Origin of the sequence: Eubacterium maltosivorans (assembly GCF_002441855.2) — a bacterium.
GTDB lineage: Bacteria > Bacillota > Clostridia > Eubacteriales > Eubacteriaceae > Eubacterium > Eubacterium maltosivorans.
In genome coordinates this window covers 2,909,598-2,935,184 of the sequence record NZ_CP029487.1, presented here as the reverse complement: position 1 = coordinate 2,935,184, position 25,587 = coordinate 2,909,598, and the positions used below count along the sequence as shown (strand labels likewise).

22 protein-coding genes are annotated in these 25,587 nt (G+C 49.1%); 12 read left to right on the top strand and 10 right to left on the bottom strand.

The window, feature by feature from the left end; genetic code table 11:
* The first annotated feature begins 10 nt into the window (after positions 1-10).
* Positions 11-7,132, top strand: coding sequence for an Ig-like domain-containing protein (locus tag CPZ25_RS13705; protein ID WP_096918870.1), 7,122 nt, complete (start codon positions 11-13; stop codon positions 7,130-7,132).
* 25 nt (positions 7,133-7,157) lie between these two features.
* Positions 7,158-8,783 (top strand): hypothetical protein, encoded by a 1,626-nt coding sequence (locus CPZ25_RS13700; RefSeq protein ID WP_096918869.1) that lies wholly within the window; start codon positions 7,158-7,160, stop codon positions 8,781-8,783.
* A 61-nt stretch (positions 8,784-8,844) separates the two neighbouring features.
* Here CPZ25_RS13700 and CPZ25_RS20845 read toward each other — a convergent pair whose 3' ends face one another.
* The 4 genes from CPZ25_RS20845 to CPZ25_RS13680 are packed head-to-tail and all read right to left on the bottom strand — an operon-like array spanning position 8,845 to position 10,244.
* Positions 8,845-9,366, bottom strand: coding sequence for a D-Ala-D-Ala carboxypeptidase family metallohydrolase (locus tag CPZ25_RS20845; RefSeq protein ID WP_096918868.1), 522 nt, complete (start codon positions 9,364-9,366; stop codon positions 8,845-8,847).
* Entirely contained in the window at positions 9,363-9,758 is a 396-nt protein-coding gene (locus CPZ25_RS13690; RefSeq protein WP_096918867.1) for a phage holin family protein, read from the bottom strand. Before CPZ25_RS13690 ends, CPZ25_RS20845 begins: the two co-directional genes overlap by 4 nt.
* A gap of 10 nt (positions 9,759-9,768) precedes the next feature.
* A complete protein-coding gene (locus CPZ25_RS13685; RefSeq protein WP_096918866.1) occupies positions 9,769-9,999 on the bottom strand; it encodes a DUF2922 domain-containing protein in 231 nt (76 codons plus the stop codon).
* Between the two features lie 20 nt (positions 10,000-10,019).
* A complete protein-coding gene (locus CPZ25_RS13680; protein ID WP_096918865.1) occupies positions 10,020-10,244 on the bottom strand; it encodes a DUF1659 domain-containing protein in 225 nt (74 codons plus the stop codon).
* Positions 10,245-10,426: 182 nt separating this feature from the next.
* On the opposite strand from CPZ25_RS13680, the gene CPZ25_RS13675 reads away from it, so the two are divergent.
* Positions 10,427-11,197: a sulfite exporter TauE/SafE family protein gene (locus tag CPZ25_RS13675; RefSeq protein ID WP_058693046.1), complete on the top strand. Its 771-nt coding sequence runs from the start codon at positions 10,427-10,429 to the stop codon at positions 11,195-11,197.
* Positions 11,198-11,515: 318 nt separating this feature from the next.
* On the opposite strand, the gene CPZ25_RS13670 is transcribed toward CPZ25_RS13675, so the two are convergent.
* Both CPZ25_RS13670 and CPZ25_RS13665 read right to left on the bottom strand, forming a co-directional pair.
* On the bottom strand, positions 11,516-11,995 hold the full coding sequence (locus CPZ25_RS13670) for a flavodoxin (protein WP_096918863.1): 480 nt from the start codon (positions 11,993-11,995) through the stop codon (positions 11,516-11,518).
* A 167-nt stretch (positions 11,996-12,162) separates the two neighbouring features.
* Positions 12,163-13,047 (bottom strand): LysR family transcriptional regulator, encoded by an 885-nt coding sequence (locus CPZ25_RS13665; protein WP_096918862.1) that lies wholly within the window; start codon positions 13,045-13,047, stop codon positions 12,163-12,165.
* A 147-nt stretch (positions 13,048-13,194) separates the two neighbouring features.
* Between CPZ25_RS13665 and CPZ25_RS13660 the strand changes: the two genes are divergently transcribed.
* The 4 genes from CPZ25_RS13660 (at position 13,195) to CPZ25_RS13645 (ending at position 15,878) form a co-directional block, all read left to right on the top strand.
* Positions 13,195-13,764 (top strand): sugar O-acetyltransferase, encoded by a 570-nt coding sequence (locus tag CPZ25_RS13660; protein WP_058693042.1) that lies wholly within the window; start codon positions 13,195-13,197, stop codon positions 13,762-13,764.
* A 33-nt stretch (positions 13,765-13,797) separates the two neighbouring features.
* Entirely contained in the window at positions 13,798-14,340 is a 543-nt protein-coding gene (locus CPZ25_RS13655; RefSeq protein WP_096918861.1) for a flavodoxin family protein, read from the top strand.
* Between the two features lie 24 nt (positions 14,341-14,364).
* On the top strand, positions 14,365-14,886 hold the full coding sequence (locus CPZ25_RS13650) for a cyclophilin-like fold protein (RefSeq protein ID WP_243129307.1): 522 nt from the start codon (positions 14,365-14,367) through the stop codon (positions 14,884-14,886).
* Between the two features lie 422 nt (positions 14,887-15,308).
* Entirely contained in the window at positions 15,309-15,878 is a 570-nt protein-coding gene (locus tag CPZ25_RS13645; RefSeq protein ID WP_207670823.1) for a helix-turn-helix domain-containing protein, read from the top strand.
* A 118-nt stretch (positions 15,879-15,996) separates the two neighbouring features.
* Here the strand turns inward: CPZ25_RS13645 and mtpB are convergent, their stop codons facing one another.
* Complete coding sequence (gene mtpB / locus CPZ25_RS13640; RefSeq protein WP_243129306.1) at positions 15,997-17,457, bottom strand: proline betaine:corrinoid methyltransferase; 1,461 nt, start codon at positions 17,455-17,457, stop codon at positions 15,997-15,999.
* 247 nt (positions 17,458-17,704) lie between these two features.
* Here mtpB and CPZ25_RS13635 point away from each other — a divergent pair, with 247 nt between their 5' ends.
* The 4 genes from CPZ25_RS13635 (at position 17,705) to CPZ25_RS13620 (ending at position 23,657) form a co-directional block, all read left to right on the top strand.
* Positions 17,705-18,964 (top strand): MFS transporter, encoded by a 1,260-nt coding sequence (locus CPZ25_RS13635; RefSeq protein ID WP_074616320.1) that lies wholly within the window; start codon positions 17,705-17,707, stop codon positions 18,962-18,964.
* Between the two features lie 349 nt (positions 18,965-19,313).
* Positions 19,314-20,120, top strand: coding sequence for a pyrroline-5-carboxylate reductase (gene proC, locus CPZ25_RS13630; protein ID WP_074616321.1), 807 nt, complete (start codon positions 19,314-19,316; stop codon positions 20,118-20,120).
* 185 nt (positions 20,121-20,305) lie between these two features.
* Positions 20,306-22,687, top strand: coding sequence for a glycyl radical protein (locus CPZ25_RS13625; protein WP_341473481.1), 2,382 nt, complete (start codon positions 20,306-20,308; stop codon positions 22,685-22,687).
* A gap of 34 nt (positions 22,688-22,721) precedes the next feature.
* On the top strand, positions 22,722-23,657 hold the full coding sequence (locus CPZ25_RS13620; RefSeq protein ID WP_167495237.1) for a glycyl-radical enzyme activating protein: 936 nt from the start codon (positions 22,722-22,724) through the stop codon (positions 23,655-23,657).
* Positions 23,658-23,711: 54 nt separating this feature from the next.
* Here CPZ25_RS13620 and CPZ25_RS13615 read toward each other — a convergent pair whose 3' ends face one another.
* Genes CPZ25_RS13615 through CPZ25_RS13605 form a run of 3 tightly spaced genes read right to left on the bottom strand, consistent with a single transcriptional unit; the run spans position 23,712 to position 24,895 of the window.
* Positions 23,712-24,425, bottom strand: coding sequence for a hypothetical protein (locus tag CPZ25_RS13615; RefSeq protein WP_074616322.1), 714 nt, complete (start codon positions 24,423-24,425; stop codon positions 23,712-23,714).
* A gap of 3 nt (positions 24,426-24,428) precedes the next feature.
* A complete protein-coding gene (locus CPZ25_RS13610) occupies positions 24,429-24,665 on the bottom strand; it encodes a hypothetical protein (RefSeq protein WP_058693039.1) in 237 nt (78 codons plus the stop codon).
* Positions 24,662-24,895, bottom strand: a complete 234-nt coding sequence (locus CPZ25_RS13605; RefSeq protein WP_096918857.1) for a DUF739 family protein — start codon at positions 24,893-24,895, stop codon at positions 24,662-24,664. Before CPZ25_RS13605 ends, CPZ25_RS13610 begins: the two co-directional genes overlap by 4 nt.
* A gap of 228 nt (positions 24,896-25,123) precedes the next feature.
* Here CPZ25_RS13605 and CPZ25_RS13600 point away from each other — a divergent pair, with 228 nt between their 5' ends.
* On the top strand, positions 25,124-25,480 hold the full coding sequence (locus tag CPZ25_RS13600; RefSeq protein ID WP_096918856.1) for a helix-turn-helix domain-containing protein: 357 nt from the start codon (positions 25,124-25,126) through the stop codon (positions 25,478-25,480).
* Positions 25,481-25,587 lie beyond the last annotated feature (107 nt).

Below are 25,587 nucleotides of genomic sequence, written 5' to 3'. Positions count from 1 at the left end.
AGGTAAAAAGATGAAGAAGAAAAACATCGCGATTGTCCTTCTGGCCGTGATCACCATTCTTTTGCTTGTCTTTGGCTGCGGCAGGAAAAGCAGCGAACAGACAGCAGCAAAAGTCTTTGACACAGCAGGAACCTACAGCGATCAGGCCACCTATGGCGACGTACAGATCAAATCAGATGGCGTCATACTGGAAAACGCTACCATCAACGGCACCCTGACCATCGACAAAGCCGTTGGAGAAGGAACCGTTACCGTCCGCAACAGCCGTATTTCCAAAGATACGGACATCAACGGCGGCGGCGCGAACTCCGTCCATTTTGAAAAAACAGTGTTGAATAAGATCAGCGTCAACAAAAAAGACGTCCGCCTTATTCTGGACAAAGAATCCGAAGCGGCAGAGCTGAACGTTATCCAGCCCGCAAAGCTGGAGCTCAGCGGACAGATCAGCACACTGTCAATCGCTAAAAATGGCGAGGGGAGTACTGTTGCCATTGCCAAAGAAGCCAAGATCGAAACCGTCAAGCTGGACGGCAAGGCCGAAATGACGATCGACAGCCCTCTTAAGACACTGGTCGTCGGTGAAAACGCCAAAGAGACCAAACTCGTCATCAACGCCAAAGTCGATAAGCTTGACATTAACGCCAAGGCAGAGATAAACCTCAATGCCAGCTCCGAAGTCGGAAAACTCATCGTGACAGATAAGGCCAAAGACAGCACCGTGAACATCGCAAAAGACGCCAGAGTAAACACACTGGCCACAGAAACCACGTTAAACCTTACTGGAGAAGGTGTTGTCGAAAACGTCATTACCAACCGAGAAGAAAACATTCAGGGCAATATCGTCCCCGCAAACGTTAAGGTTTCCGCCAATCCTATCGCGAAAAGCGCGAACGGGAACGACGTGAACAACAAAGTGGATTCGACCAAAACGACTGATACCACCGCCAGCACCACGGCAGACAACACCAGCCGCGAAAACAATAATACCAGCGGCAATGCCGATAATACCAGCAGCGGCGGGCAGACAAATCCGGCAGCGCCACAGCAAACGCCGCAGCCGTCATCACCACAGCCGGTCCCTGCACCCACGCCTGGACCGACGCCAACACCCACGCCTGAGCCGACACCAACACCAACGCCTGCAGTAGTCCGTGTTACCGGCGTATCCCTGGATCAAAGCCAGCTCACCATGACTGTGGGCGACAGCGCCGTGTTAACCGCTAAAGTCGCTCCGGATAACGCTGCAGACAAAACCATCGCATGGTATGCCGAGGACAGCAAAATTGCAAATGTCGACGGAAACGGGAAAGTCACAGCTTTGGCCGAGGGACAGAGTAAAATTACGGTTGTGACAAAAGACGGCAGCTACAAAGCTACCTGCGCCGTTACCGTCACAAAAAAAGAACCGGTAGATATCCCGGTCGACAGCGTTGTTATTCAAAAAACAGCGGACAGTATCGAAACTGGCAGTACCCTGCCTTTAACCGCTTCCGTCAAACCGGATAACGCCACGAATAAAAACGTCAAATGGAGCAGCTCATCGGAAAGCACCGCCACTGTCGATAAAGACGGCACCGTTACCGCAAAGGCGCCGGGAGACGTTGTTATCATGGCGATTCCTGAAAATCCCACCGACGCCTCCATCATGGCGACCATCACCCTCCGTGTGACCGCTCCCTTAAAAGGCGTCACAATGAGCGGCAGCGGAAAAACCGTCACTGTCGGGGAAATTCTTTCCCTCACCGCAGTTGATCCCGAAGGCGCAGCCTCTGATGTCCTATTGAGCTGGAAATCGGATGCCCAGGATGCCGGCAGTGGCAGCACATATACGGTTCGTGAAAGCGATATTGGCAAAAGCCTTACCCTAACCGCAAGTGGAAAGGTCAGCGGACACTATACCGGCAGCGTCACAAGCGAGCCTGCCAAGGCCGTCACGGCGAATAAAACTGTCTTAACCGCAGCCATCACCGCCGAAATTGGCGAAAATCATCAAGAGCCTGTCTATACGCTAAAGGCAGACGACTATAAAGAAAGCACCTGGGACAGCTATCAGACAGCTGTCAGCAATGCCGTTCGTATAGAAGCAGACGCCCTGGCCTCAACTGATCAGGTAAACACCGCCCTTGAGGAAATGGCTGCCGCAAAAGCCCAATTGATCTTTGCCGGAGCCGATAAGCTCGATGAAATGATAAAAACCGCCAATGGCAAGCAGGAAAGCGATCACACCGCAGCCAGCTGGAAGGCCTTCCAAGACGCCTATGAAGCGGCAAAGACCCTGCCTGAAACCACACAGACAGAAATCGCCGAAAAGACAAAAGCCATCAGCGATGCACTGAGCCTATTAGCAGCAAAAACCTCCGTCACTGCCGTTAATCTGACTCTTGAAAACAATCAAGCCGTTGTCGGGCATAAGGTCACAGCCACCACCGTTCCCGAAAACGCCACAGTAACATACTTATGGCTGAGAGGCGACGGCACCGCCTTTGAGCCGATCCCCGGCGAAACCAGCGCGGTTTACACCTTAAGCGCCGCCGATGTCGGCAAGGTTCTTCAGCTGACCGTTACCGGAACCGGCGATTATAAGGACAGTCCCAGCGCAAGACTAAGCGGAATCTTAGATAATAAGGTGACCGGCGTAAGCCTGGATAAGAACACGCTGGAAATGAAGACTGGTGAAACGCAGACCTTAACGGCCAATGTCACGCCGGATTACGCCGCAGATAAAACCATTGCCTGGAGCAGCAGCAACGAAGCCGTGGCAGCCGTGGACACAGACGGCGTGGTAAAGGCTGTTGGCAAAGGAACCGCCAATATTACCGTCACCACGAAAGACGGCCAAAAAACCGATACCTGTGTTGTAACCGTCAAGGAAGACATTGCTCAGATTGAATTGGATAACACAGCGCCAGAAGTTTATGATACCATCAGCGTGAAAAACGCCACAGGCAGCGATACTCAATACCAGTGGTTTACCAGCGATACAAAAGACGGTACCTTTACAAAAATTGACGGGGCTGACAAAGCGAGCTATGCGGTAACCGTCAATGATATCGGCAAGTTCATTCAGGCAGAGGTAAGCAGTACCGATCCCAACATTGTCGGGATTTCAAAGGCTGTCACCACCTCCGCCGTAGCTGTGGGCGCCTGGGATGGTAGCAGAGTGGATACCGCATGGTTTAACGCTGAAGAAACAAACTTTGAAATCAAAACCCCAGCCCAGCTGGCTGGCCTTGCAGCCCTGGTTAACGGCGACGCAAAAGACCAGAACAACACTGCTCTGGCCGCCAATATTATGGCAGGCAAAACTTTTACACTGATGAACGACATTGATTTATCAGGCAAAGCCTGGACCGCCATTGGCAAGACCGCTATGAGCGAAGATATTTCAAAAGCTGATTATTACGGCCAAACAGCTGGTAAGGTAACCATCTGCTGCTTCAACGGAACTTTTGATGGCAACGATAAAGTAATATCAAATTTATCCCAGCCCGTTCAAAAAATGTGCTCCGTGGGCCTTTTTGGCAACGCAAACAGCGCCACCTTTAAAAATATTCAGCTTAAAGATATTGATATCACGGGATACTACGGTGTTGGCGGAGTTGTCGGCTTTGGCTATGACGCAGTAACAATTGAAAACTGCCATATTCTCTCTGGTCAGATCAACGCTATGGACACAGGCGCTGCGGGGATCATCGGCGCTCTTGAGCGAAAAGATCTCCAAAACGGCGCAGTCAAGGTAAGCGGCTGCAGCAACGCCGCCGATATCTTTTGGGCGACCGACAATTTCAACAATCTCTCAGACAATACACAGCCTTACTTTACTCAGACAAGAGGCTGGCATTTTGGTGGGATTTTTGGAACCATTGATACTTCTGAAAAATTAACAATAGAAATTTTAAACTGCAAAAATACCGGTATGGTCAGCGGGACCGAGCTTGCGGGAATCGGTTCTTGGATTAAAGGAGCTGATGGGTCAAAAGTCGAAAACTGTCAGACGACAGGAATCCTTACTCAAAAGTCCCCGGATTCAATAAATTCGAACAGCTCAGGAGCGGCAGGAATTATCCATATCGACAACAGCCCAGGAAAAATTCAGTATTCAAATAATATAGTCGATGGAACCATCGTTAAGACAGCGGGCTACCTGTCATCTGTTCTTTCAAGCGCCAAGCTTGGCGAATTTGTACAGACACCGGCTGTGGAACTGACAGGATCAATGGATTTAACGGGTAGTGCGACAATACCACAAGGCGTCACACTGACCATCCCTAAAGAGCAGACACTTACCATTCCTGAAGATAAAGAGCTTATTAATAACGGAACCATTATCAACAATGGCAGGATTGTCTGTAATGGGATTATCTCCGGAAATGGAAAACTTGAAGGAAACCAACCCGAATTAAGACAAATTACTTTAAATCCGAAAAGCGTCACTGTTGCAGGCAGTGTAGGTATGGCCATTGAAGCTTACGATCTGTCAGCAAAAATTACCATTCAAAACGACGCCGCCATCGGCAACGTCACTTACACCGTCAAAGAGGACAAGCCTTTACCGGAAGGTCTAAAACTGGAAAATGGTAAAATCACAGGAACACCAGCGACTAAGGGAAATACAACCTCAATCATTGAGGTTACCGGAAAAAATCAGACGAAAGCCGAGCTGACACTGACTTTCGAAATTGCAGCTGCCGATAAGCTCTATGTCGATTCTACAAACGGAAATGACAGCTATCCTGGCTTTGAAGAGAGTAAACCGCTGAAAACAATGGAAGCGGCGCTTGAAAAGGCGCCCGATGATAAACAGACAACAGTCTATGTAAGCGGGGACGTGGATATTGGCAATGGAACTTTATATACCGTTACAAAGCCCGTACACTTTACGGGAAAGGATAACGGAAGACTGGTGATGCAGTCTGATTTGATCTTTGACGCCGACACTCTTTTCGACCACATCAAAATAAATGTCAACGGCATCCGGTATATGTATGCCAACGGCCATCATTTTGAGTTTGGCGATGGCATGGAGATGATTCCTCTGAATGAAAAGTATAATAACAATTTATCCTTATACTTTGTTGCCGGTGGTCTTAATAAAACCGTTGCATCAACAAACTTTACCATGAAAAGCGGACGCATCAGCTACCTCTTTGGCGGCGGTAAGACTACAGAAGCCAACGCAGACGCCAGCGTAACCGGGGATACCAACATCACCATCACTGGTGGATATGTGGATGATTGTTTTGTGGGCGGCGGCTATGCCAACGGAGCGAACTCCAAAGCAGATGTGAATAACACCCATATCTCAATCGACAGCAGCACGTTCAATATGGGCTATTATTGCAGTGACAACAGCATGGACGAAGGAAATATTTACGCGGGCGGATGGGCTTTAAGCAAAAACGCCAGCGCAACAGTAAAAACTACAAACCTTACGCTTAAAAATCTTGTGAACTTTAACGCGTCTATTTTGGGCGGCGGCCATTCAGACAGCGCCGATAGCGACGCATCATGTGAAAATACGAACATCATCATTGATAAGATCACAACAACAGGCTCCATCATCGGTGGTGGCATGGTATTCAATTCCGGCACGAACGTTAATGTGACAGGTACAGCGGCAATAGATATAACGGACAGCACAGTCCCTGAAATATTTGGAGGTGCCATGGCTCTTAGCAGCAAGACTGCTAATGTTGAAAATGTCGTAATAAATGCTCGAAATGTCCGATTACAGGATAATAACAGCAATGATAAAATCGGAAGATTCTATGCTGGCGGCTGCAGCTATGATGGCACAGCAATCGCACAGGTGAACGATGCCATCGTTCATATTGATGATGACTTCTATCTGGGTGACTCAGTCAATCCCGCTGCAGATGCAGATATCACTAACCATGTTAAAATGACTGGCTATGTCAATGCACACGGCCAGGCTTCTGTTTTAGGAAAAACCGAATTGTATATCAAGGATATTTTGCAGAAGACAAGCTGGTCCGATTCTGCGGACATCCGTTGGTACAACAACACGGACACCAGCTTTTCTCTTTCCACCGGCGAGCAGCTGGCAGGACTGGCAGCCTTGGTAAATGACGGAAATGATTTTTCCGGAAAGACCATTCAGCTGAGTCAGGACATTGACCTGGACAATCGGGAGTGGACCCCCATTGGCAAACCGGACACGCCTTTCAAGGGAAACTTTGACGGGGGTGGGCATCCTATTTCAAATCTGAAAACAACCTCATCGTCCGATAACACCGGGCTGTTTGGCGCTATCAGCGCAGTGGAAATAAAAAATCTGAGCATTAAAAAAACAGACATCAAAGCCCGTGAAAACATTGGCGCCCTGGCCGGTTCGGTTGATGGCAATACGACGATCAAAAATTGCAGCGTGACAGAGGGCAGTATTCAGGGAAATGCCAATGTCGGCGGACTGGTAGGCAGCGCGGGCGCAGACATAATCCTTATAAAATGCAGCGCAACGAACAATACTGTTTCAGCAGTCAAAAACGGTGCTCCTCAGAGTACCCCTTACGCAGGAGGCATTGTGGGTAACGCCACAGCTCCCAAAACAACCCTGACTCACTGCACAGCTTCTGGCAATACGGTTGCATCTTACGATGATAGCTGCAAAGGCGACCTTGTCGGCGGCCCCGCGGAGAATTGGCTTGATGGATATGATTTAACGGATGTTTTTAAAGACAGCGAGACAATGAATATTTCAAATGATGAAGGAAACCTCAGGGCTTTCGTATTAATACTTGATGATAATATTGACGATAACTTAGGTTGTCATGCAAGCAATTGTCTAATGCCTAAGCCAAATTCGGATGATTTAGATTTAAGCAATGAAGTTATTGCTGTGCAATTTGATACAAACGATCCAGTTAAATTGAAAGCAATAAAATCTGGAATTCTCCAAAGACAATCTGAATTTTCAACTTTATTAACGGAAAGAACCGAAGATACTTATATCATTGACGGAAATATCATTTACTTAAACTATTGTGGACATGCCCTGAATTTTCCATCCTATCAAAATGAAAGTAAGGATTGCCGATATGACACTGTGGTAAACTGCCCATCAGATCATGTTCCATATATCAAAGAAATACTTGACAATTATCTAAAATGAGATATTATACGAGGAGGAAAAACAAATGATTTTTAAAAAGCATCTTATTCAAGCAGAAGCCGTTTTACTGATTTTCTTTATGCTGTTTTCGCTTCTCTTCATCCACCCTGTAATGGCTGAAGAAATAATCGCCGATGAACCTGCGTCCGAAGCGATCACCACGACTGATCCACCCGAAAAAGAACAACTGGAAGCTAGTATTGCGAAAAAAACGGATGAAGCGGCTCCTGTAAAGGAAAACCAAACTAAACTGGAAGTCAGCGGCCAGGAAGAAGCAGCTTTACCTGCAAAAGAAGCCGAAAAAAACGAAAACGCGCCTGTCGCCAAGGCGGCTATTGAAAGCAATGGTATCACTGAAGTCAGTACGCTTGAAGAATTGATAAACGGCATTACGAGTGGCGACGTAAAAGTGATGAATAGCATTTATGGCGTAACCAACACCATTACCATTCCTGCAGGTCATGTGCTTGATGGAAACGGTAAAACAATCAGCGCTTTTACAGACGCCGGTGAAACCACCGAAAACTTTGTAATGCCCGCTGATCATGGTCTTTGTGAAATGCTCGCTGTGGAGGGCACACTGAAAAACACCGAGGTTATCGCGCCACGTTCCATTGGAATGGGCACACCTTACTATGAACCCCAAAGCACCGTGAAACCAGACAACTACCGTTATGACCACATCGCCGCGGTTCATGTTAAGGCTGGCGGCGCACTCGAACAGTCAAGCGTTAAATACGGTAAATATGGCGTCCGCTTATCTGGAAATGCTCATGTGTCAAATGTATGGGTGCAGCAGGCAGGCCAGGCCGCCTTCTATGTATACGCCGATTCGCCGATAACAGGAGACACACCCGCGATTACGCCATCCCTGACAAATGTTCATGTAAAAACAGAGATCGGGGTAGACGGTGCAGATTACACCTACGGCCTTGGTATTTATATCGAACCCAAAACAGAATACAGCCATCAGACGTTCAAGGGAAACAACTACACACAGCACAAAGAATATCAGGACTATGTCAAAAATGTGAAAATGACGATCAGCAACTACAAATCCTATTCCTGGGCCAGTGAGGATGAGTTTGTGAACAGCCTAAAAGCCGCCGCCGGCAGTAAAGAAATCGCCACACTCGAGAGCGTTGGTGGAAGCGCTGGAATGGGTACGCCTCAGCTGCAGGCCATGATACGGGGCGATGGTGGCAATCCGTTTAAGCTGTCGGATGATTTTCGCCATGACTCGGACAAAACAATCAACGCCGGGGCAATCTGGTTTGATAAAAAATTTATCGGAGTATCTCCTCTTTTTTCCGGGACGGCCATTCCTTTCGATAATATTCAGCAGTCTCTTGCCACAGCAAAAGGCAATGGACTTTCAAAAAATTGGGCGCTTCGTTATACAAACATTACTTCCACAACATGGTCCGTTACTCAGCAGTATCCCGGTTTAGAAGCAGTGTCCATGGCAGGGGATTTGTATCAGGATCAAATCGTATCGACTTTTCAGTCGTATGGCAAATCTTACGGCTTCGACGTGGCCTTCCACTATATCGGCGCCAGCAAAGCAAACAATGCCGATGCATTCAATACCTATTATACCGAAACACAGCCCGCTAAATTTTCCCCGATAATCACAAGCACTGCTGATTAACTGATTATCTGTTTTTTAACCCCAGGCATCAGAACGTCTTCCAATGCCTGGGGTTTCTTTTCTATACCTCTACATGCACAAACAACTGCTCGGGGTATTCGATCACACCCAGCCCCAGGTCTCTGGCGATGGCGGCCACCTCGGAGTAGTGGACGCCGGGGCAGTACAGGTCTGCGGCGCAGCCGATCTTATGCTTGGAGTGCTCGATGCCGCCCACCTCGCGGTTGCGCTGTGTGCAGCGCACACCGGAGGTGATGATGACTGGACGGCCCAGACAGTTTCTCAGGTTTTCCACCTGAGCCAGCAGGGCCTCCTCCATGAGCTCGGGAAAGCCGGCGCAGTACATACCGCCGCAGTCACACTGATATTCACACATGGCAAAATGCTCGCTGGCGCGGCTGTCTTTATAGGCCTCTGCCAGATGTCCCCTGGTGACCGGGCCCACAATACCATCTGTCTCAATGCCTGTTTTTCGCTGAAAGGCCCTGACGGCCGCCTGGGTGTTCGGGCCGTCCAGGCCGTCGTGCTCACCGGGGTCATAGCCCAGATGGGACAAAATTCTCTGCACTTCTAAAATGGTCATTCTTTTTCCTTTTCATCTTTCTTAAATTCCTGTAAAACGGCTTTTAGCTTATCGGGAATGGGAATAAATTCTGCGGCGTTTTCGACCAGTGAGATGCCTTCGTTGGAAATATAAAAAAGCACCGTGATGTCCCGGATGGGCAGCTCGGCTATTATAATCCGCTGGATCATGAAAGCGGCGCTGACCACCAGAAAAATCATCAATTTTTTTAATATTCCATAAAAGCCCACCGCACTGGAAAGCTCATGCCTGTAAATTCCCTTGATAACGCCGGACACATAGTCCAGGCAGATTAAAACCGTCAATACTGCCAGCAAATCATCGAGCCCTCCAAACAGGAAGGAGAGGATGCCGCCCGCCACTGCGGCGGCTCCCCGGATGATTTCCTTCATTGTCCGGCGCCTAACCCAAAGCCACTTCGGTTTTGGTGGTGTCGATACGCACTGCGGACACCAGCGCTGCCAGGGGCTGCCCGTCGGGCGAAAAAATCCCTTCGGTTAGAATACCATTCGCTCCCTCAGCGATCTCGGCATCGGTAATACTGTCCTTATAATCTGGAATAACCATATTATAAGTTTTTCCATTGGCCAGTTCATAACCCAGCTGTAAATCCTTTGATACTAAATCTGCCATTTTTCTTTTCCTCCTTATCCTTATGCGACATCCATGAGCTCTTCGATGACGGCCTTGGTGCAGGACTCACCGATGGGTTCCTGCATGTTCTTGATCCACTTATAGGTATTGTAGATACTCTCATTGGACGCGTCGCTTTTTACATCGCTGTAGGTTTTAGATTTTTTAACGATCTTCCCATTTTGCTCACCATAATTTGAAACGATTTTCAACCCAACACTTTTTATATTTGCTGTTACTGCCATTGTTAACCTCCAAAAGTTTTTCAGGTCTGCGCGCTGCCTGTAACCTTAGTTTAAGGCCTGTCAACCTTTTTTGCAAAGGAATTAAGAGCACAGTTTTGCATTGACACCCTCAAGATAAAAGACTACAATACAAGGTATATTTATAAAGAGGGCATATTTCGACAGACAAAGGGGGACAGACCATGCTCTTTAAATTTATTATCTGTTTTATTGCGGGCATCGGCGCCGGACTGGGGACAGGCTTTGCGGGCATGAGCGCAGCGGCGGTTATCAGCCCCATGCTCATCACCTTTCTGGGAATGCCAGCCTACGAGGCAGTAGGCATTGCTCTGGCCAGTGACGTGCTCGCCAGCGCGGTGAGCGCTTACACCTATGGCAAAAACAAAAATCTGGACATTAAAAATGGTCTGGTTATGATGGCGGCGGTTCTGTGCTTTACTTTGGTGGGCAGCTGGATCTCCAGTCTGGTTCCTAACAGTGCCATGGGCGGTTTCTCGGTCTTTATGACGCTGCTGCTGGGCATTAAATTTATCGTCCGGCCAGTCATGACTACCAAAGAATCCATGAAGGACAAAGACCCTAAAAAACGCTTCCTGCAATCGGTGGTCTGTGGCGTCGCCATTGGCTTTATCTGCGGCTTTGTGGGTGCTGGGGGCGGCATGATGATGCTGTTGATTCTCACCAGTGTGCTGGGCTATGAACTGAAAACAGCGGTGGGCACCAGTGTGTTTGTCATGACCTTCACTGCCTTTACGGGCGCGGTCAGCCACTTTGCCATCGGCGGAGCTCCGGATATATGGAGTCTCGTTTTCTGCGTTTTATCCACCCTGCTGTGGGCCAGAATTGCGGCGAAATTCGCCAACCGAACCAGCCCGCTTGTCCTGAACCGAGCCACCGGAGTAGTGCTCTCGGTACTGGGGGTTTCCATTATTCTGGTAAACTTCTTAAAATAAACGGTACACAAAAAAGGCCAGCTTCTGCTGGCCTTTTTTAATGACAGATATTCTGACTTAAGCGCCGGGAGCCTGCTGCTCAAAGCGTATGTCGTGCAGACGGTATACCTCGTCCTGGCTTTGAATGTCCAGTATGAAGCTTTTTCCCATAGCCATATCTTCAATGCGCTTCATATCTTCATGAGACAGGCTGAAGTCATGGATTGAAAAGTTTTCTCTAATCTGTTCTTCGTGTACAGATTTTAAAATGGTGATCACCATAGGGCATATGGATATGGAAAGCCAGGCACGGCGGGCATGTTGTTTTCCGCTTTATCCTTACAGTCCCAGACTGTCAAACCAGGCTTTAAGCTCTTTTTCGCTCGCGTTTGCGTTAAAGCGCTTGCCTGTTCTCAGTTCTGCCCCTTTGCAGGAAGCCTCTAATTCGGCGTTGGTATTGCCCATCTGGCTGCTTCCGGAGGTCGCGAAGGGGATAATGGTCTTGCCTTCAAGGTTATACTGTTCTAAAAATGTGTTGATAATGGTCGGGGCGACATACCACCAGATCGGGAAGCCCACAAAAACCACATCATAGCTTTCCATATCTGCCACGCGGTTTGCAATGCCTGGACGGAAGGTCTTGTCATTCATCTCAATGCTGCTGCGGCTTTTTTTATCCATCCAATCCAGATCCGCCTGTGTGTAGGGAGTTTCGGGCTGGATCTCATGCAGGTCTCCGCCTGTCGCGGCTGCCAGCCTCTCTGCCAATCCTGCGGTGACACCGCTTGCTGAAAAATATGCGACTAAAATTTTACTCATACTCTGTTTTCTCCTTTTAACTTTCTAAAACTGAAAAAGGTGTACCTTTTATTGGGTACACCTATATTATAACGCGCATCTCAAAAATGTAAAATGCCTATATCCAATGATCAGCCATTCGTTTTTCGTATTTTAAACTGATTCATAAACAATCTTGGCCTTCTGAACTACTCTGACGTCAGGGTTTCCTGGAGCACTTTTAAAAATTTTTCGGCGGCCTTTGAAAAAACCTGGTATTTTTTCCATACAATATCCAGATGGGCCTCCATGCGCGGCTCCAGCGGCCGGAAGCAGAGCGCGCTGTTGCCTGTGGTATTCACCAGCTTGTCCAGCCCCAGGGCATAGCCCACGCCCTCCTCCACCATGAGGGCTGCGTTGTAAATCAGATTATAGGTGGTGATAACCTCCAGACGCCCGGCATTGCTGCCAAGCCATCCAGACAGCTCATTCTCGGTGAGGGACTGTCTTGAGCACAGGAGGGGAAGCCCCCACAAATGCTCAGCTCGGATACTGGGCAGTGCCGCCAGCGGGCTGTCCTTTCGCATGAGCAGCCCCCAGGTATCCGTTGCCGGAAGGCGTATATAATCGTATTTTTTGATGTCTGCCGGCTCGATGAGTATGCCAAAATCCAACAGTCCCTTATCCAGGCGCTCGGTGACATCATCGGCGTTTCCACTGAAAAGATGGTACCGGATATTCGGATAATCCTTCTGCATCCGCCTTACAACACGGGCGATCAGGCGCATGGCGTCTGTCTCGCCGCCCCCGATATAGACATCCCCGCTGATAATGTCGTCAGGCGCGCTGAAATCCGACTCTGTACGGTCCACAAGATCGACAATCTCCTGGGCGCGTTTTCTTAAAAAGACTCCTTCATCCGTTAAAGTGATCCTCCGGTTTCCGCGTATAAACAGTTTTTTTCCCAGCTCCTCTTCCAGCTCCATCATCTGCCGTGAAAGGGTAGGCTGGGTTACGTGGACCGACTCTGCTGCGCCGGATATGGTCTCCGCCCGGGCGACGGCCAGAAAATAACGTAAAACCCGTACTTCCATACGAAACACCTCCTCATAGGTTCAGTATAGTTGGCTTAGATATGCTTGTCAAGTATGGATAAATATAGGCTATAAGTATTTGCTATTTCAGTTCTGCCGATTATATAATAAGCCTGCAGAAAATGAACACGAAAGGAAACCATGCAAATGAATCTCAATGAATTTTTAGACCATCTGAACCGCGGCGAAACCGTCGATGGGGATTCACCGGTCCACGAATATATGCACAAAGTAAGCCAGGAGGCCCTGAAGATAACCTGCGAGCTCAACAGCGCCTATCATGAGCCGGAGGAGGTTCGGGCTCTGTTCTCCAGACTCACCGGTAAACCGGTGGACGCTTCCTTTGGCCTGTTTCCGCCTTTTTATACCGACTGCGGAAAAAATATTACGGTAGGGAAAAACGTCTTTATCAACAGTGGCTGCCGTTTCCAGGATCAGGGCGGCATTACTATCGGCGACGGCGCGCTCATCGGCCATAACGCAGTGCTGACCACCCTCAATCACGATTTTTCCTCCCAAAGGCGGAGCTCCATGCACCCGGCTCCTGTGGTCATCGGCAAAAATGTCTGGCTGGGCGCAAGCGTCACGGTGGTGCCTGGCGTGACCATCGGGGATAACGCGGTCATCGCCGCCGGCGCGGTGGTAACAAAGGATGTTCCGGCAAATACCATCGCTGCCGGCGTTCCCGCGAAGGTCATCCGCGAGCTTGACGCATAAAATACAAATTTTCAGAGAAAGAGGTAATCCGCCATGAAAAAAAATATTCTAATCCTTTCAACCAGTCCCCGCAAAGGGGGCAATTCTGACACACTGGCCGATGCGTTCACACAAGGCGCCAGAGACGCGGGCCATGACGCCGAGAAGATCAGCATGGCCGGCAAAAGCATTGGATTCTGCCGGGGCTGCCTGGCCTGCCAGAAAACCAAGCGCTGTGTCCTTCAGGACGACGCCAACGCCATTGTGGATAAAATGCTGCGCGCCGATGTGCTGGTGTTCGCAACGCCCATCTACTTTTATGAAATGTCCGGTCAGATGAAAACGCTGCTCGACCGCAGCAATCCACTGTTTCCAGCCGATTATGCCTTCAGAGACATCTATTTGCTTGCCACCTCGGCAGATGAAAACGGGGACTCAATGGACGGCGCGATCAAGGGCCTTCAGGGCTGGATCGACTGCTTTGAACGCGCAAAGCTGACTGGCGTGCTTCGGGGTACTGGCCTGGACGGTATGGGCGCGGCTAAAAACGCACCGCCTATCTTAAAGGCGGCCTATGATATGGGTAGAGCGCTCTAAACAAGCGTATCGGAGGTACTAACAGTGATAATTCGCCTGAAAGCCGCTTTCCTGTGCTGCTCTCTGCTTCTGGCTGCTGCTCTCGCAGGCTGTTCCCAGGGCGCGCCGGGCTCAGGCACACCTGAACCAGCGCCGCCCAGCCCGACGGCTCAGATTTCTGCGCAGCCCGAAACCGAGGCTGAACGCACTGCCGGCACAGAGCTGCACGTCCAGGTTGGGGGCAGGATTTACACCGCACAGCTCGAGGATACCCCGGCCGCAAAAGCCCTGGTCAACGCCATGCCCATGACCTTAAACATGGATGAAATGAACGGAAACGAAAAATATTTTTTTCTTTCAGATACACTGCCAACAAACGCCGGGCGGCCAGACAGTATTGCCCCTGGTGACCTGATGCTCTATGGGGATAACTGTCTCGTCCTGTTTTACAAGGGGTTTCAGAGCGCTTACAGCTATACCCGCCTGGGGTCTATCACAGACGCTGCCGGCCTGGCCGACGCCCTTGGGAGCGGGAGCGTGGAGGTGTCCTTTAGTCTGGCTGAATAAAAGGATCATAAAAAACACCCTGCTTGCTAAACACAAGCAAGGTGTCAGCGTGGCAAAAAACTTTATCATGAAGCGATAAAGCGTTAAAAAGAGGATTGTTCAGTAGATAGTTATGGTGCAAATCTGCCTTTTGCAAATTTGATGCGATACGGCCTTTGGCTGCACTTTTAATTGCTTTTTCTTTGAATCAAGCAGTCGGCTTCTTTGACAGCCTGACACCGAGAAGCAGTTACCGTAAGATTTCAGTCAAAATAATCTAAGGCCAGAACTACTCAAGCACGCCAAAGAATACACGTCCAAAGAAAAAAATTGATTCATTCCAGCATTTGTCTTATAATTTTTCTTATTTTATGGTATAATTTTCTTAACAGAACAATCAATATAAATTCTGAAATCAATAGTAATTTTAAAGGAAAAAAATGATGACGGATACTAAACTGATCGGCACAAAATTAAAGCGTTTCCGCAAGGAAAAGTCAATGACGCTGCAGCAGCTGGCTGACGAATCAGGAATCTCCGCTGGATACATCAGCAAAATTGAGCGGGGTGAGGTCAATCCTTCGGTAAAAAACATCCAGCGCCTGTGTTTTGCACTGAACATTACGGCCAACGAGCTGATGGTTGACGCGGGCGAAGTAGAAAAGATCAACAACGACCAAAAAGATAAGACTTATGTGGTCCGGAAGGATCAGCGGCTCCCCATTTATGGCATCAGCGACTCCATGGATTTCGAGTCAGTTTTTGACGGTATGGCGGGCTTCAAGGTCAATGTCATGACCCTGCGAGGCGGTATGAATGAAAAGTCCTACACGGTCCACAGTTATGACGAGTTCGGGATTGTGGCCAGAGGAAATCTGGGCATGGAGGTCGAGGGAGAGAACTACGCCCTCGAGGAAGGGGACTGCATCATGATCCGGGCCAACACAAAGCACATCGTGACAAACCTCTCGGCAGAGGACTGTGTAAGCTATTGGATTGAAATTTGTGATTAGGGATAAAATAAATTTGATAAAAAAGTCCGATGCCTGAAGCGGCGTCGGGCTTTTTTATTTTTTACGGAAAAAGGCCGCGCACGATGTGGCTGCGCGGCCCATGAAAGATTGGAGGGTGTTAGAATTTTTCGTCCTCTGGGAGGAAACGGTTTAGGATATCCTGCTGGGTTTTCGTGAGATCTGGCAGCTTGTAGCTTTCGACGCGCTCTTCGATGATTTTACAGGCACGGTCCCGGATGTCGCCGATTTCTTCATAGAGGGGCTGCGGGTTGCCTGCTTTGCGGTTGAACAGGTTGGTGAGGTGATGCTCCTGGCGGTATTCTTTGGGGGTACGTCCGGAAAGGAAGTTTCCCAGAGGACCGGCCTTTTTGATTTCGGCCAGGATTTTTTCACCTTTGGTGTCGCTGACATCAATGCCTTTGTTCAGGCGCATGAGAACGCGATTGATTTCTTCATCCATGATGTATTTTTCATAGCTTCCCACAGCAAAGGAGCTCAGGATGCCGGCATTGTTGAGAATGAAGTCCGCCTTGCCGAGGTAGGAGGGCATCAGGTTGATAAAGCTTTCCACACCAGCCTGGTAGTCGGGCTTCAGGGCATCGGTAACACAGATCCCTGTACGTACAGGAACCTGGTAATAACGGCCGAGTGCCAGGGCGGACATCTGAATCAGCTGTGCTTCCGGCGCGCCGGTGGCGCAGGTGACAGTACGCATATCACTAGCGGTAGAGACAGAACCGTAAAGGACTGGTGTTCCCGGGTTGATCAGCTGGGTCAGGACGATGCCCGCTAAAATAGTGGCGTTGTTCTGAACCACAGAACCCATGAGCGATGCAGGTGCGGTAAGGTTGGTCATGGAGCAGGTAATAACAACCACGGGCTGTCCTTCCTCGACCAGGCCGATGATGTTGTCCAGCACTTCATAGGAATAGCCGAGAGGAGACAAAGCACAGCAGTTGGTGAGCAGCACTGGTTTGTCCCAGATGTCGTAAAATTCCTTGTAGAGAACAGCGATATCCTTGGCGGCCTGCTTCAGACTTTTACCCCGGACATTCATGCTGTTGGCGACATTTCCGTAGGTCGGTTTTTTCGAGTATTTCAGACACATGGCGACTTGGGGCATGTAAAAGTCATCTTGGGTTTTGTCAAGGTCTGGTGTGTCATAGGCTGAGTTGTTAACAAAATCGGTGACGTCGCTGGTGTCCATAAGCTTGAGAAATTTGACCATATCATCTTTCTGTGCGATTCTGTAGGTATCGTCTTCAAATAAGAAGGTGGGCGGACCGTAGCAGCCGACGGTCTTTGGTCTGAAGCGCTCGCCGATTTTGGTTTCACCGTCCGGTGTGTAGATGGTGAGGGATTTCGGAACCGTTTCCAATGCTTTGTTGAGAAGAGTTTCGTCAAATTTGACGATGTTACCGTCAACGTTGGCACCATGTTTTTTAAAAACTTCCAGTGCCTCTTCACAGGCAAAGGAAACGCCAACTTCCTTTAAAACCCGCATGGTATAGTCGTGCAGCAGCTCAACGTCGCGTGTGGATACATAATTTTCATAGAATTTTCTGTTTGAATACATCATTTTACTCCTTTAAATTTAATAATACCTGTACTTTAGTTAAAATATAGCACCAAAAAAGAGAAAAGTCAAGAAAAATGACACTATAAGAAAAATAATTCTTATAAGAGGAATAGTTGACTTATTGGATAAAAGCATGGTATGATTTGCTTAAATAATACCTGTATTTTACGAAAAAACACGATAAAAGCACCAAAAAGTGGCTTCTGTCATTATTCTTTAAAAAAATAACAAAAGTAAGGGGAAAATTATGAATTTGGATAAGTCAAAAAGAAACATTGTTCTCATTATCCTGAGCGTTATCGCAGGAATCGCATACCTGGCACCACTGATCCGCTTTACATTTTATGATCAGATGGTCGCCGCGCTGGGAATCACAGACATACAGCTGGGGACGCTTGCTGGCGTCTATGGGACGCTGAGTGTCATCGGCTATGTACCCAGCGGGATTCTGGCGGAAAAATTCAATACGAAGAAACTGCTGATTTTGTCCTGTGCGGCTATGTGTCTCATTACCCTGTGGTACTCGATGTTTCCTGGCTTTACAGCGCTGATCGTTATCCATGGGCTTTATGGTATATTCAGTGTGGGGACCTTCTGGTCGCCCTATCTCAAGGCGATCCGGAATCTGGGTGATGAGAGCGAGCAGGGGCGTCTATTTGGCATCAGCGAGGGAGTCCGCGGTGTCGGGCAGACCATCGTAGCTTTTATCTGCCTGGGCGTCATGGGACTTTTTGCAACGGAAGCGGCGGGCTTCAGGGCCGTGCTGTTGATCAACGCCGCGGTTTTTGCCCTGCTGACGCTGCTGGTCGTTTTCCTGGTGCCGGATTTTGATAAAGACAAAGGTAAGGAAACGGTTGTGACGGGAAAGAAGGAGAGTATGTGGAAAGCCTTTGGCAAATCCTCGATCTGGTTGTGTATTTTTGTCATTATGTGCGGGTACATTTTATGGAACACAGCCAACAGCTATATGGGTACCTACTGCACCCGTGTTCTGATGATCACGCCTGAGCTCTCCAGCACTTTGTCCATTATCAGGAGCTACATCATTGTTTTTGTCGCGGGAATCTCGGGCGGGATCATTATGGATAAATTCAAATTCAAGGGATCAGGGATGTTCTTTGCCTTTCTGGCCACTGGGGTCTGTGCTGCTGCGGTGTTCTTCACCTCTCAGACAACCATGATCTGTGTGGTGGTCACAGTGATTCTGGCTTATCTGGTCAATGTGATCAAATCGACCTATTGGTCAATTTTAGGCGAGGCGGGTGTGCCGCTGGCCATGACGGGCATCGCCACTGGGATTATCTCCCTCATCGGGCTGTCGCCGGATATTTTTGTCGCGCCGATTATCAGCCGTTTTCTGGCTTACGGGGAGGCACAAGGCGATGTGACCATTGGTTTTAACATCATGATTGTCTGGATGGTGGTCTGGTCGGCTTTGGGAATTTTATCGGCGGTTCTTTTAAAACGCCGAGGTATGAAAATTAAAGCCCGGGGAGTAGAGGGCTAAGACAAATTTGGTGTTAAATTTATTGACTGAGCGAATTCGAAGCTGATCATTAAATGGCATTGAGTATACCAGCAACTTTTAAAGAATCCCCTCTCTTAATAGAAAAGGGGTTCTTTTTCGTATTTCAAAATAAACTTTATTATGATAATTTATAAAAATACGCACACTAACAGCTACTTTTCCTGCAGTTGCGCCTCCTACTCTATTTTCTTATATCACATTTTTGTACTATAGGAAAAATTATCATAAATTATCTTGACAAAAATATAAAGTCGCAATATACTAGATTCAGAGGTAACAAGGCGTACTCCCTGCGCTTGTTACACCACGGAAAGGAAGGGGTAAAAGAATGAATGCAACTGTTAGATTTATCGGTGCCGGAAACATTGTTCAGGCCATTCTTTCAGGAATTGAAAAGAGCGGCGTCTACTCACCTGGAGAAATCGGAATCTTCGATGTTTCACCGGAGGTTCGCGAACGTTTTATGAAAAACGGCTACACCGTTTATGAATCCATTGAGGATTTGGTCCGGGAGGCGCCTGTTGTCGTTGTCGCTGTGACACCTCAGGTTATTGACTCCATTGTCCCCCAGATTAAAAGCACATTCTCTGCCGAAACAGTCCTTCTCTCTCTTGCGGCCGGGATCAGCAATCAGTGGTATCAGGAAAGACTTACAGACACCTGTAAGGTTGTCCGCTGCATGCCGACCCTGACAGCGCAGGCAGGCCTGGGCGCTTTTGCCGTCTCCCGCGCAGCTGCCGTGAGCGATGACGACTACAGAGAAGTGGACCGCTTCCTGACAAGCTGCGGAATCGTCGAGGAAATCCCCGAAGCCCTCATGTGTGAGGTGGTTCCGATCAACGGTTCTGCCCCGGCGTATTTCTATCATATGGCCCGCGTTATCGTTGATGAAGCTGTACAGATGGGCATGGATGAAAACACAGCGCTCCGGCTTTTCGCCCAGACCATGAAGGGAAGCGCCGAAACGCTTCTGAGCTCTGGCATGAGCGCCGAAGCCCTGGAAAACAAGCTTCGCCTGCCTGGCGGTACGACCCTGGCGGCCCTGGACAAAATGGATGAGCTCGGCTTTGATACCTGCTTGAAAGAGGGCGTCAAGGCCTGCGTCGACCGATGCAGAGAGCTTGGCCAGCTATAACAAAAGCCATCCGGCGGACAGCCGATTCTTTGTCCGCCGTTTTTTATTGTCCTGAATCTTTAAAAACTCTATTTTCTCATAAGAAAAATGTCATATATGACATTTTTATCTTGTCAAACAACGAACAACGTGATATAGTAATCATTAAGAAGAATTTTCCAGCAGTATTTTATTTGGAGGTAATGATGATGGAAGACAAAGCCTATATGAAGCGTATCATGAGACTTAAAGATCGCGTGTTAAACACCCGTCCGGAAATGGACCTCGAAAACGCGCTGATTTTAACACGTGGATTTAAAGAATCCGAAGGCGAGCCCTTTGTTGTGCAAAAAGCCTACGCTTTCCGCAAACAGTGCATGGAAAAAACCGTCAAAATCTGGGGAGACGAACTCATCGTCGGCAATTCTGGCAGCAAGCAGCGCGGCGGCCTGCTTTGTCCAGATACCTGCTGGTCCGTTCTTGATGACGAGCTGGACACCATCAGCAGCAGAGAGTATGATCCTTTCTATTTAAAGGACGAGGACCGGGAAAGCTTCATCAACGAGATCCGGCCTTACTGGAGCGGGCGTTCGACCTATGAAAAATGGCTCTGCCAGATTCCCGAGGAAACCCGTATTCTGCGTGACTGCGGCGTCCTGTATATTAACCGCAAGGCTGTCCGCGGCTGGGGCGAGACCACCGCAGGCTATGAGATGATCATCAACGAAGGGATTGAAGGCGTAAGAAGACGTATCGAGGAAACCAGAGCTTCCCTGGATATCACAAAACCAGGCCATTATGAGAAGCTGGTCTATCTCCGGGCGCTTTCACTGAGCGCGGACGGCATTGTAAAGCTGGCTGCGCGCTATTCGGCCGAAGCCCTGAGGCTGGCCGGTCTCGAGGAAGACCCTGCTCGAAAAGAAGAGCTGCTCGCCATCTCCGACATTTGCGGCCGGGTTCCTGAAAAGCCCGCCCGCACCTTCCGCGAAGCGCTCCAGTCCTTCTATATTTACCATACCTGCATTTTTATGGAGCAAAACGCAGCCAGCTATAACCCGGGGCGTATGGACCAGTACCTCTATCCCTTCTACAAAGCGGATCTCGAGGCCGGAAGGATCACACCGGAACAGGCACAGGAATTACTGGACTGCCTGTGGGTCAAGTTCAGCGAGCCCTGCCTTTTCCAGGACGAGGTCACCGCTAAATTCTCCGCCGGATACCCCATGTTCCAGAACGTCTGTGTTGGCGGGGTCGACGAAAACGGCATGGACGCCGTCAACGACCTTTCCTTTATGATCCTCCAGGCCACCATGGACGTCCAGCTGTACCAGCCTTCATTGTCTGTGCGCTATAACATGGCCCGGAACTCAAACGCTTTTCTGAAAAGGGTAACGGAGCTGATGCAGCTGGGCACAGGATTCCCGGCCTTCCACTGCGACGAGATTGGTATCCAGATGATGCTCAACAAGGGTGTTCCTTTGAAGGAAGCATACAACTGGAACCCCTGCGGCTGTGTCGAGACAAATCTCGCGGGAAAAATGCACTGCTACACCTCCTACGCCGACTACAACCTTGGTTCAGTGGTCGAGTTTGCCTTAAACGACGGGGTCAGCCGAAAATACCGTCTTCCGGCCTCTGTGCGAACAGGAGACCCCCGGGACTTCGACTCCTTCGATGTCTTCCTTGAAGCCGTCAGGGAACAGATAAGATACATTATCCGTGCCATGGTCGCCGGAAGCCACGTAAACGACGATATTTGCCAGGAGCGTGTCTGTCCAGCGCTTTCCTTGTCTTTTGAGGACTGCATCTCTAAAGCCAGGGATTACGCCTGGGGCGGGCCAAAATACAATGTGGGCAATGGCCTTGACGCCATCGGGGTCGCCGACCTCATCAACAGTGTCTACGCGGTCAAGCACCTCGTCTACGATAAAAAACGGGTGAGCATGGAAACCCTGCTCGCCGCCCTGGAAAATGATTTTAAGGGTTACGAGGACGTACAGAAGCTGTGCCTGGAATGCCCAAAATACGGCAATGACGACGAGGCTGTCAACCAGCTGACAGCCGATCTGTTCACCTTTATCGCTGACCTGATCGAATCCTATGACAGTAAATTCGGGCATATGACTGCCGGTATCCTTCCTGTATCCGGGAATACCCCCTTTGGCCTGGAAGTCGGCGCGCTGCCCTCCGGCAGAGAAGCCTATGTTCCGCTGGCCGACGGCGTCAGCCCAAGCGCCGGCACAGACATCGAGGGCATGGGGGCGATTATCAAGTCTGTCTCCTACATTCCTCACGGCCGCTTCAGCCAGGGGACACTTCTGAACCTCAAGCTGGACCCGGCCTTTAACCAGAGTGACAGCGCCACCCAGCTGTTAATGTCGTTTTTAAAGAGCATGTGTACCCTGGGCGTTTTCCACGTCCAGTTCAATGTTATCGACCGGGATGTGCTGATCGACGCTCAGAAAAATCCAGAGCGGCACAGAGGGCTACTCATCCGGGTAGCCGGCTACACCGCTTATTTTGTGGAGCTTGGCCGGGAAGTGCAGGACGATATTATCTCACGCACCGCCCATGCCGCGGTGTGCTGACCGCTCAGGCCTGGCCAAACAGAAAGGGAAGCCCATGAGTAGAGAAGCTCAAATTTTGCGAATCGAAAAAATATCACCCAATGACGGAAAAGGCCTGCGCACTGTTGTGTTTTTCAAGGGCTGTCCGCTCCGCTGCGCCTGGTGTTCAACGCCAGAATCCCGAAAAATGGCGCCGGAGCTTTATTATCAGCCCGCTAAATGCACTTCCTGCGGAAAATGCGTTGAAGCCTGTCCCCAAAAGGCCCTGCACCAAACTGGGGATACCTGCAGGCTCATCATTGACAGGGACAAATGCCGCCGCTGCGGCCGCTGCGCAGAGCTTTGCCCCTCCAGGGCGCTGGGTGTTTACGGTGAGCGCATGACAGTCGAGCAGGTTTTAAAGCAGATCCTGAAGGATGAAATTTTCTATTATCATTCCGGCGGTGGCGTGACTCTCAGCGGCGGCGATGTGCTGTGCCAGGCAGACTTCGCCCGGGAGCTTTTAGCCGGCTGTAAGGACTCCGGCATCCACACCATGGCCGAGCTTGATATGTTCGGCGATTACGAAAGGATCGCCATGCTTTTGCCCTATCTGGACGCATTCTATGTTGACATTAAGCTCATGGATAATATCCAGCACCAAAAATGGACCGGCGTGGATAATCGGACAATCCTGGAAAACACCCGCAGGGCCGCCGCAGACAGCAAGCCCTCCGCGCTGCATATCCGCGTTCCGCTGATCTGGAATATTAACGATACGCCTGAAAACATTCACGCTGTCGCCGATTACTGCGAAAATCTCGCCTCCTGCGCAGAGCTGGAGTTTTTACCCTACCATCGCCTGGGGCAGACCACCTACGCATACCTTGGGCAGGAATACCCTCTGGCTAAACTGCCGGCCATGAGCTTCTCGGACGCCTGTAAAAAAGTCTCTGTCTTAAAAGACCGCAGTCTCTCCTTCCCAGTTAAAGTTTCAGGTAAAATCCTTTAAAAAAGGCCATGTTTAGAATGCCTAAACATGGCCTTTTTTCATATCAATCTTATTTTACGCCGCTTCCAGCTCCGCCTCACCCGCAGGCGTGATGCTAAAGCCAATGGGCAGCCAGCCGCCTTCGGCAATGCCGTCAATATCATGAATGACTGGCAGGCTCAGGCCGCGCCCCTCATAATAATAGGGCAGGGGACCCGTATACCGCCTCTGGATACGCCCCTCCTCAACCAGCTGAGCCAGCGCCTCAAAGGCTTCCTTATTCCAGCCTGTCCAGAAGTACACTGGCTGGCCGCTGCCAATGGCTTCAAACACCAGGCTGCAATCGCCCTGATAATCGTACCCGTAGCGGTCAAAATTGCGCTCCATATCTGTAAAGGTTGCCCCTCCATTGCTGTGATAGCGGTGGATACACTTGAGCAGCTCCTCCTTTAAATCAAATTCCGGCTTCATAAAGTCTGCAAGAATCTCGTCAAACCAGAGGCGGTAGGCTTCCTTTTCTGTAATATAGCGGGCAATATCGTTGACGATGGCCAGTGCCTCGTGGCAGGGAACCCCCAGCACCTTACGCATCTTTCTGGTATCCGGCCCCACAGGTACCATGAGCATCCGCTGCCCTTTGCAGAGGCGGCGGACCAGCGCGTCGTTACATTTATAGCCAAAACGGCCTGTAAAATCCTTTGGAATAAAGTAGACCTGTCCATCCTTTAAGGCAACCGTCTGAATCCCGAGCTCCGGATGGGTGTAAAACTTTGTTTTTTCTGAATACATTGGTCATTTCCCCTTTTTCTTATCATTCGTATTTTTATTTTTCTTTTCATAATACCGCCGGTTCGTCCGCGTGGTCTCTGTTTCCCGCGCGTCCCGGATTTCTTCGTCTACCTGTCTGGCCATCTGCCGGCTCATTCTGGCAAAACATTCCTTCTGTGGGATAATCCTGGCCAGGGCCCGGCAGTTATTGCCGAAGCGCTCGTCAAAATTTCCGCAGAGCTTGTAATCACATTTTTTCAATTGGACCTCTTTTTATCGTTTTCAATCGCAAAAAAATACTCGGATATATTTTTATGCTCAATGCCTAATAGTATAACCGCACGGTCAATTTCCTCCTTTCTGAACTGGGTCTTATTCTCAATCCGGCTGATCAAGACAGATTCAGCCATCTGCATCTTAATGGCAAAAACACGTTTATCCCGAAAGACTTCAAACACTCTCTCCAATAACCTGTCGTAATTAAAACACATGATCCTCCCCAGATTCTTTAGTTTTGATAAATTTTATTATATAATAGCATACTTTATTTATAAACACAATAATAATTTCATTTTTTTTCTAATTTTATTTTATTTGATGTATTTTTTTAGAAAATAGCATATAATAAATGCACAGGATAAAGTAAACGAAAAAGTTTACTTTGTAAGCAAAAGTGTTTACCTTTCATCTAAAAACATCGACAATCGGGAGAAGACCTTATGAAGCAAACCATTGGCCAGCGCATCCGGCTGGCTTTAGAAATAAACCATATGCGGCAGAGCGACCTGTCCAAAAAAACCGGGATCAGCCCCTCTGCCATCAACCAATATATTTCCGGCAATTTTGAGCCCAAGCAGAATAATATTTATCTGCTTGCAAAAGCCCTGAACGTCAATGAAGCCTGGCTCATGGGCTATGATGTCAGCATTGAGCGCAGTGACAACAGTCTCCCGCTCATTACCGAGCAGGAGGTCGCGCTCCTGAAGCTTTTTCGGAAACTCAGCGAGACAGGGCGGGAGGAGGCACTGAAGCGGGTGGAGGAGCTCTCAGCGCTATCCCGGTATCTTCCAAAATAAAAAAACGGATTCCGCCGGATTTGTACTTTCAACATATTCTGGCCAGCAGATCAAAAGGACAATAGAGCATTGTGTTATAATCAAGTAAAAGCGCTCCGCAGGATTAA

Coding starts and splice junctions, on each gene's coding strand:
- CPZ25_RS13600 (WP_096918856.1), top strand. CDS start 25,124: ATGAAGCAAACCATTGGCCAGCGCATCCGGCTGGCTTTAGAAATAAAC.
- CPZ25_RS13615 (WP_074616322.1), bottom strand. CDS start 24,425: ATGTATTCAGAAAAAACAAAGTTTTACACCCATCCGGAGCTCGGGATT.
- CPZ25_RS13700 (WP_096918869.1), top strand. CDS start 7,158: ATGATTTTTAAAAAGCATCTTATTCAAGCAGAAGCCGTTTTACTGATT.
- CPZ25_RS13635 (WP_074616320.1), top strand. CDS start 17,705: ATGAATTTGGATAAGTCAAAAAGAAACATTGTTCTCATTATCCTGAGC.
- CPZ25_RS13665 (WP_096918862.1), bottom strand. CDS start 13,047: ATGGAAGTACGGGTTTTACGTTATTTTCTGGCCGTCGCCCGGGCGGAG.
- CPZ25_RS13655 (WP_096918861.1), top strand. CDS start 13,798: ATGAAAAAAAATATTCTAATCCTTTCAACCAGTCCCCGCAAAGGGGGC.
- CPZ25_RS13675 (WP_058693046.1), top strand. CDS start 10,427: ATGCTCTTTAAATTTATTATCTGTTTTATTGCGGGCATCGGCGCCGGA.
- CPZ25_RS13705 (WP_096918870.1), top strand. CDS start 11: ATGAAGAAGAAAAACATCGCGATTGTCCTTCTGGCCGTGATCACCATT.
- CPZ25_RS13620 (WP_167495237.1), top strand. CDS start 22,722: ATGAGTAGAGAAGCTCAAATTTTGCGAATCGAAAAAATATCACCCAAT.
- CPZ25_RS13670 (WP_096918863.1), bottom strand. CDS start 11,995: ATGAGTAAAATTTTAGTCGCATATTTTTCAGCAAGCGGTGTCACCGCA.
- CPZ25_RS13660 (WP_058693042.1), top strand. CDS start 13,195: ATGAATCTCAATGAATTTTTAGACCATCTGAACCGCGGCGAAACCGTC.
- CPZ25_RS13680 (WP_096918865.1), bottom strand. CDS start 10,244: ATGGCAGTAACAGCAAATATAAAAAGTGTTGGGTTGAAAATCGTTTCA.
- CPZ25_RS20845 (WP_096918868.1), bottom strand. CDS start 9,366: ATGACCATTTTAGAAGTGCAGAGAATTTTGTCCCATCTGGGCTATGAC.
- CPZ25_RS13645 (WP_207670823.1), top strand. CDS start 15,309: ATGACGGATACTAAACTGATCGGCACAAAATTAAAGCGTTTCCGCAAG.
- CPZ25_RS13690 (WP_096918867.1), bottom strand. CDS start 9,758: ATGAAGGAAATCATCCGGGGAGCCGCCGCAGTGGCGGGCGGCATCCTC.
- CPZ25_RS13625 (WP_341473481.1), top strand. CDS start 20,306: ATGATGGAAGACAAAGCCTATATGAAGCGTATCATGAGACTTAAAGAT.
- CPZ25_RS13605 (WP_096918857.1), bottom strand. CDS start 24,895: ATGTGTTTTAATTACGACAGGTTATTGGAGAGAGTGTTTGAAGTCTTT.
- CPZ25_RS13685 (WP_096918866.1), bottom strand. CDS start 9,999: ATGGCAGATTTAGTATCAAAGGATTTACAGCTGGGTTATGAACTGGCC.
- proC (WP_074616321.1), top strand. CDS start 19,314: ATGAATGCAACTGTTAGATTTATCGGTGCCGGAAACATTGTTCAGGCC.
- mtpB (WP_243129306.1), bottom strand. CDS start 17,457: ATGATGTATTCAAACAGAAAATTCTATGAAAATTATGTATCCACACGC.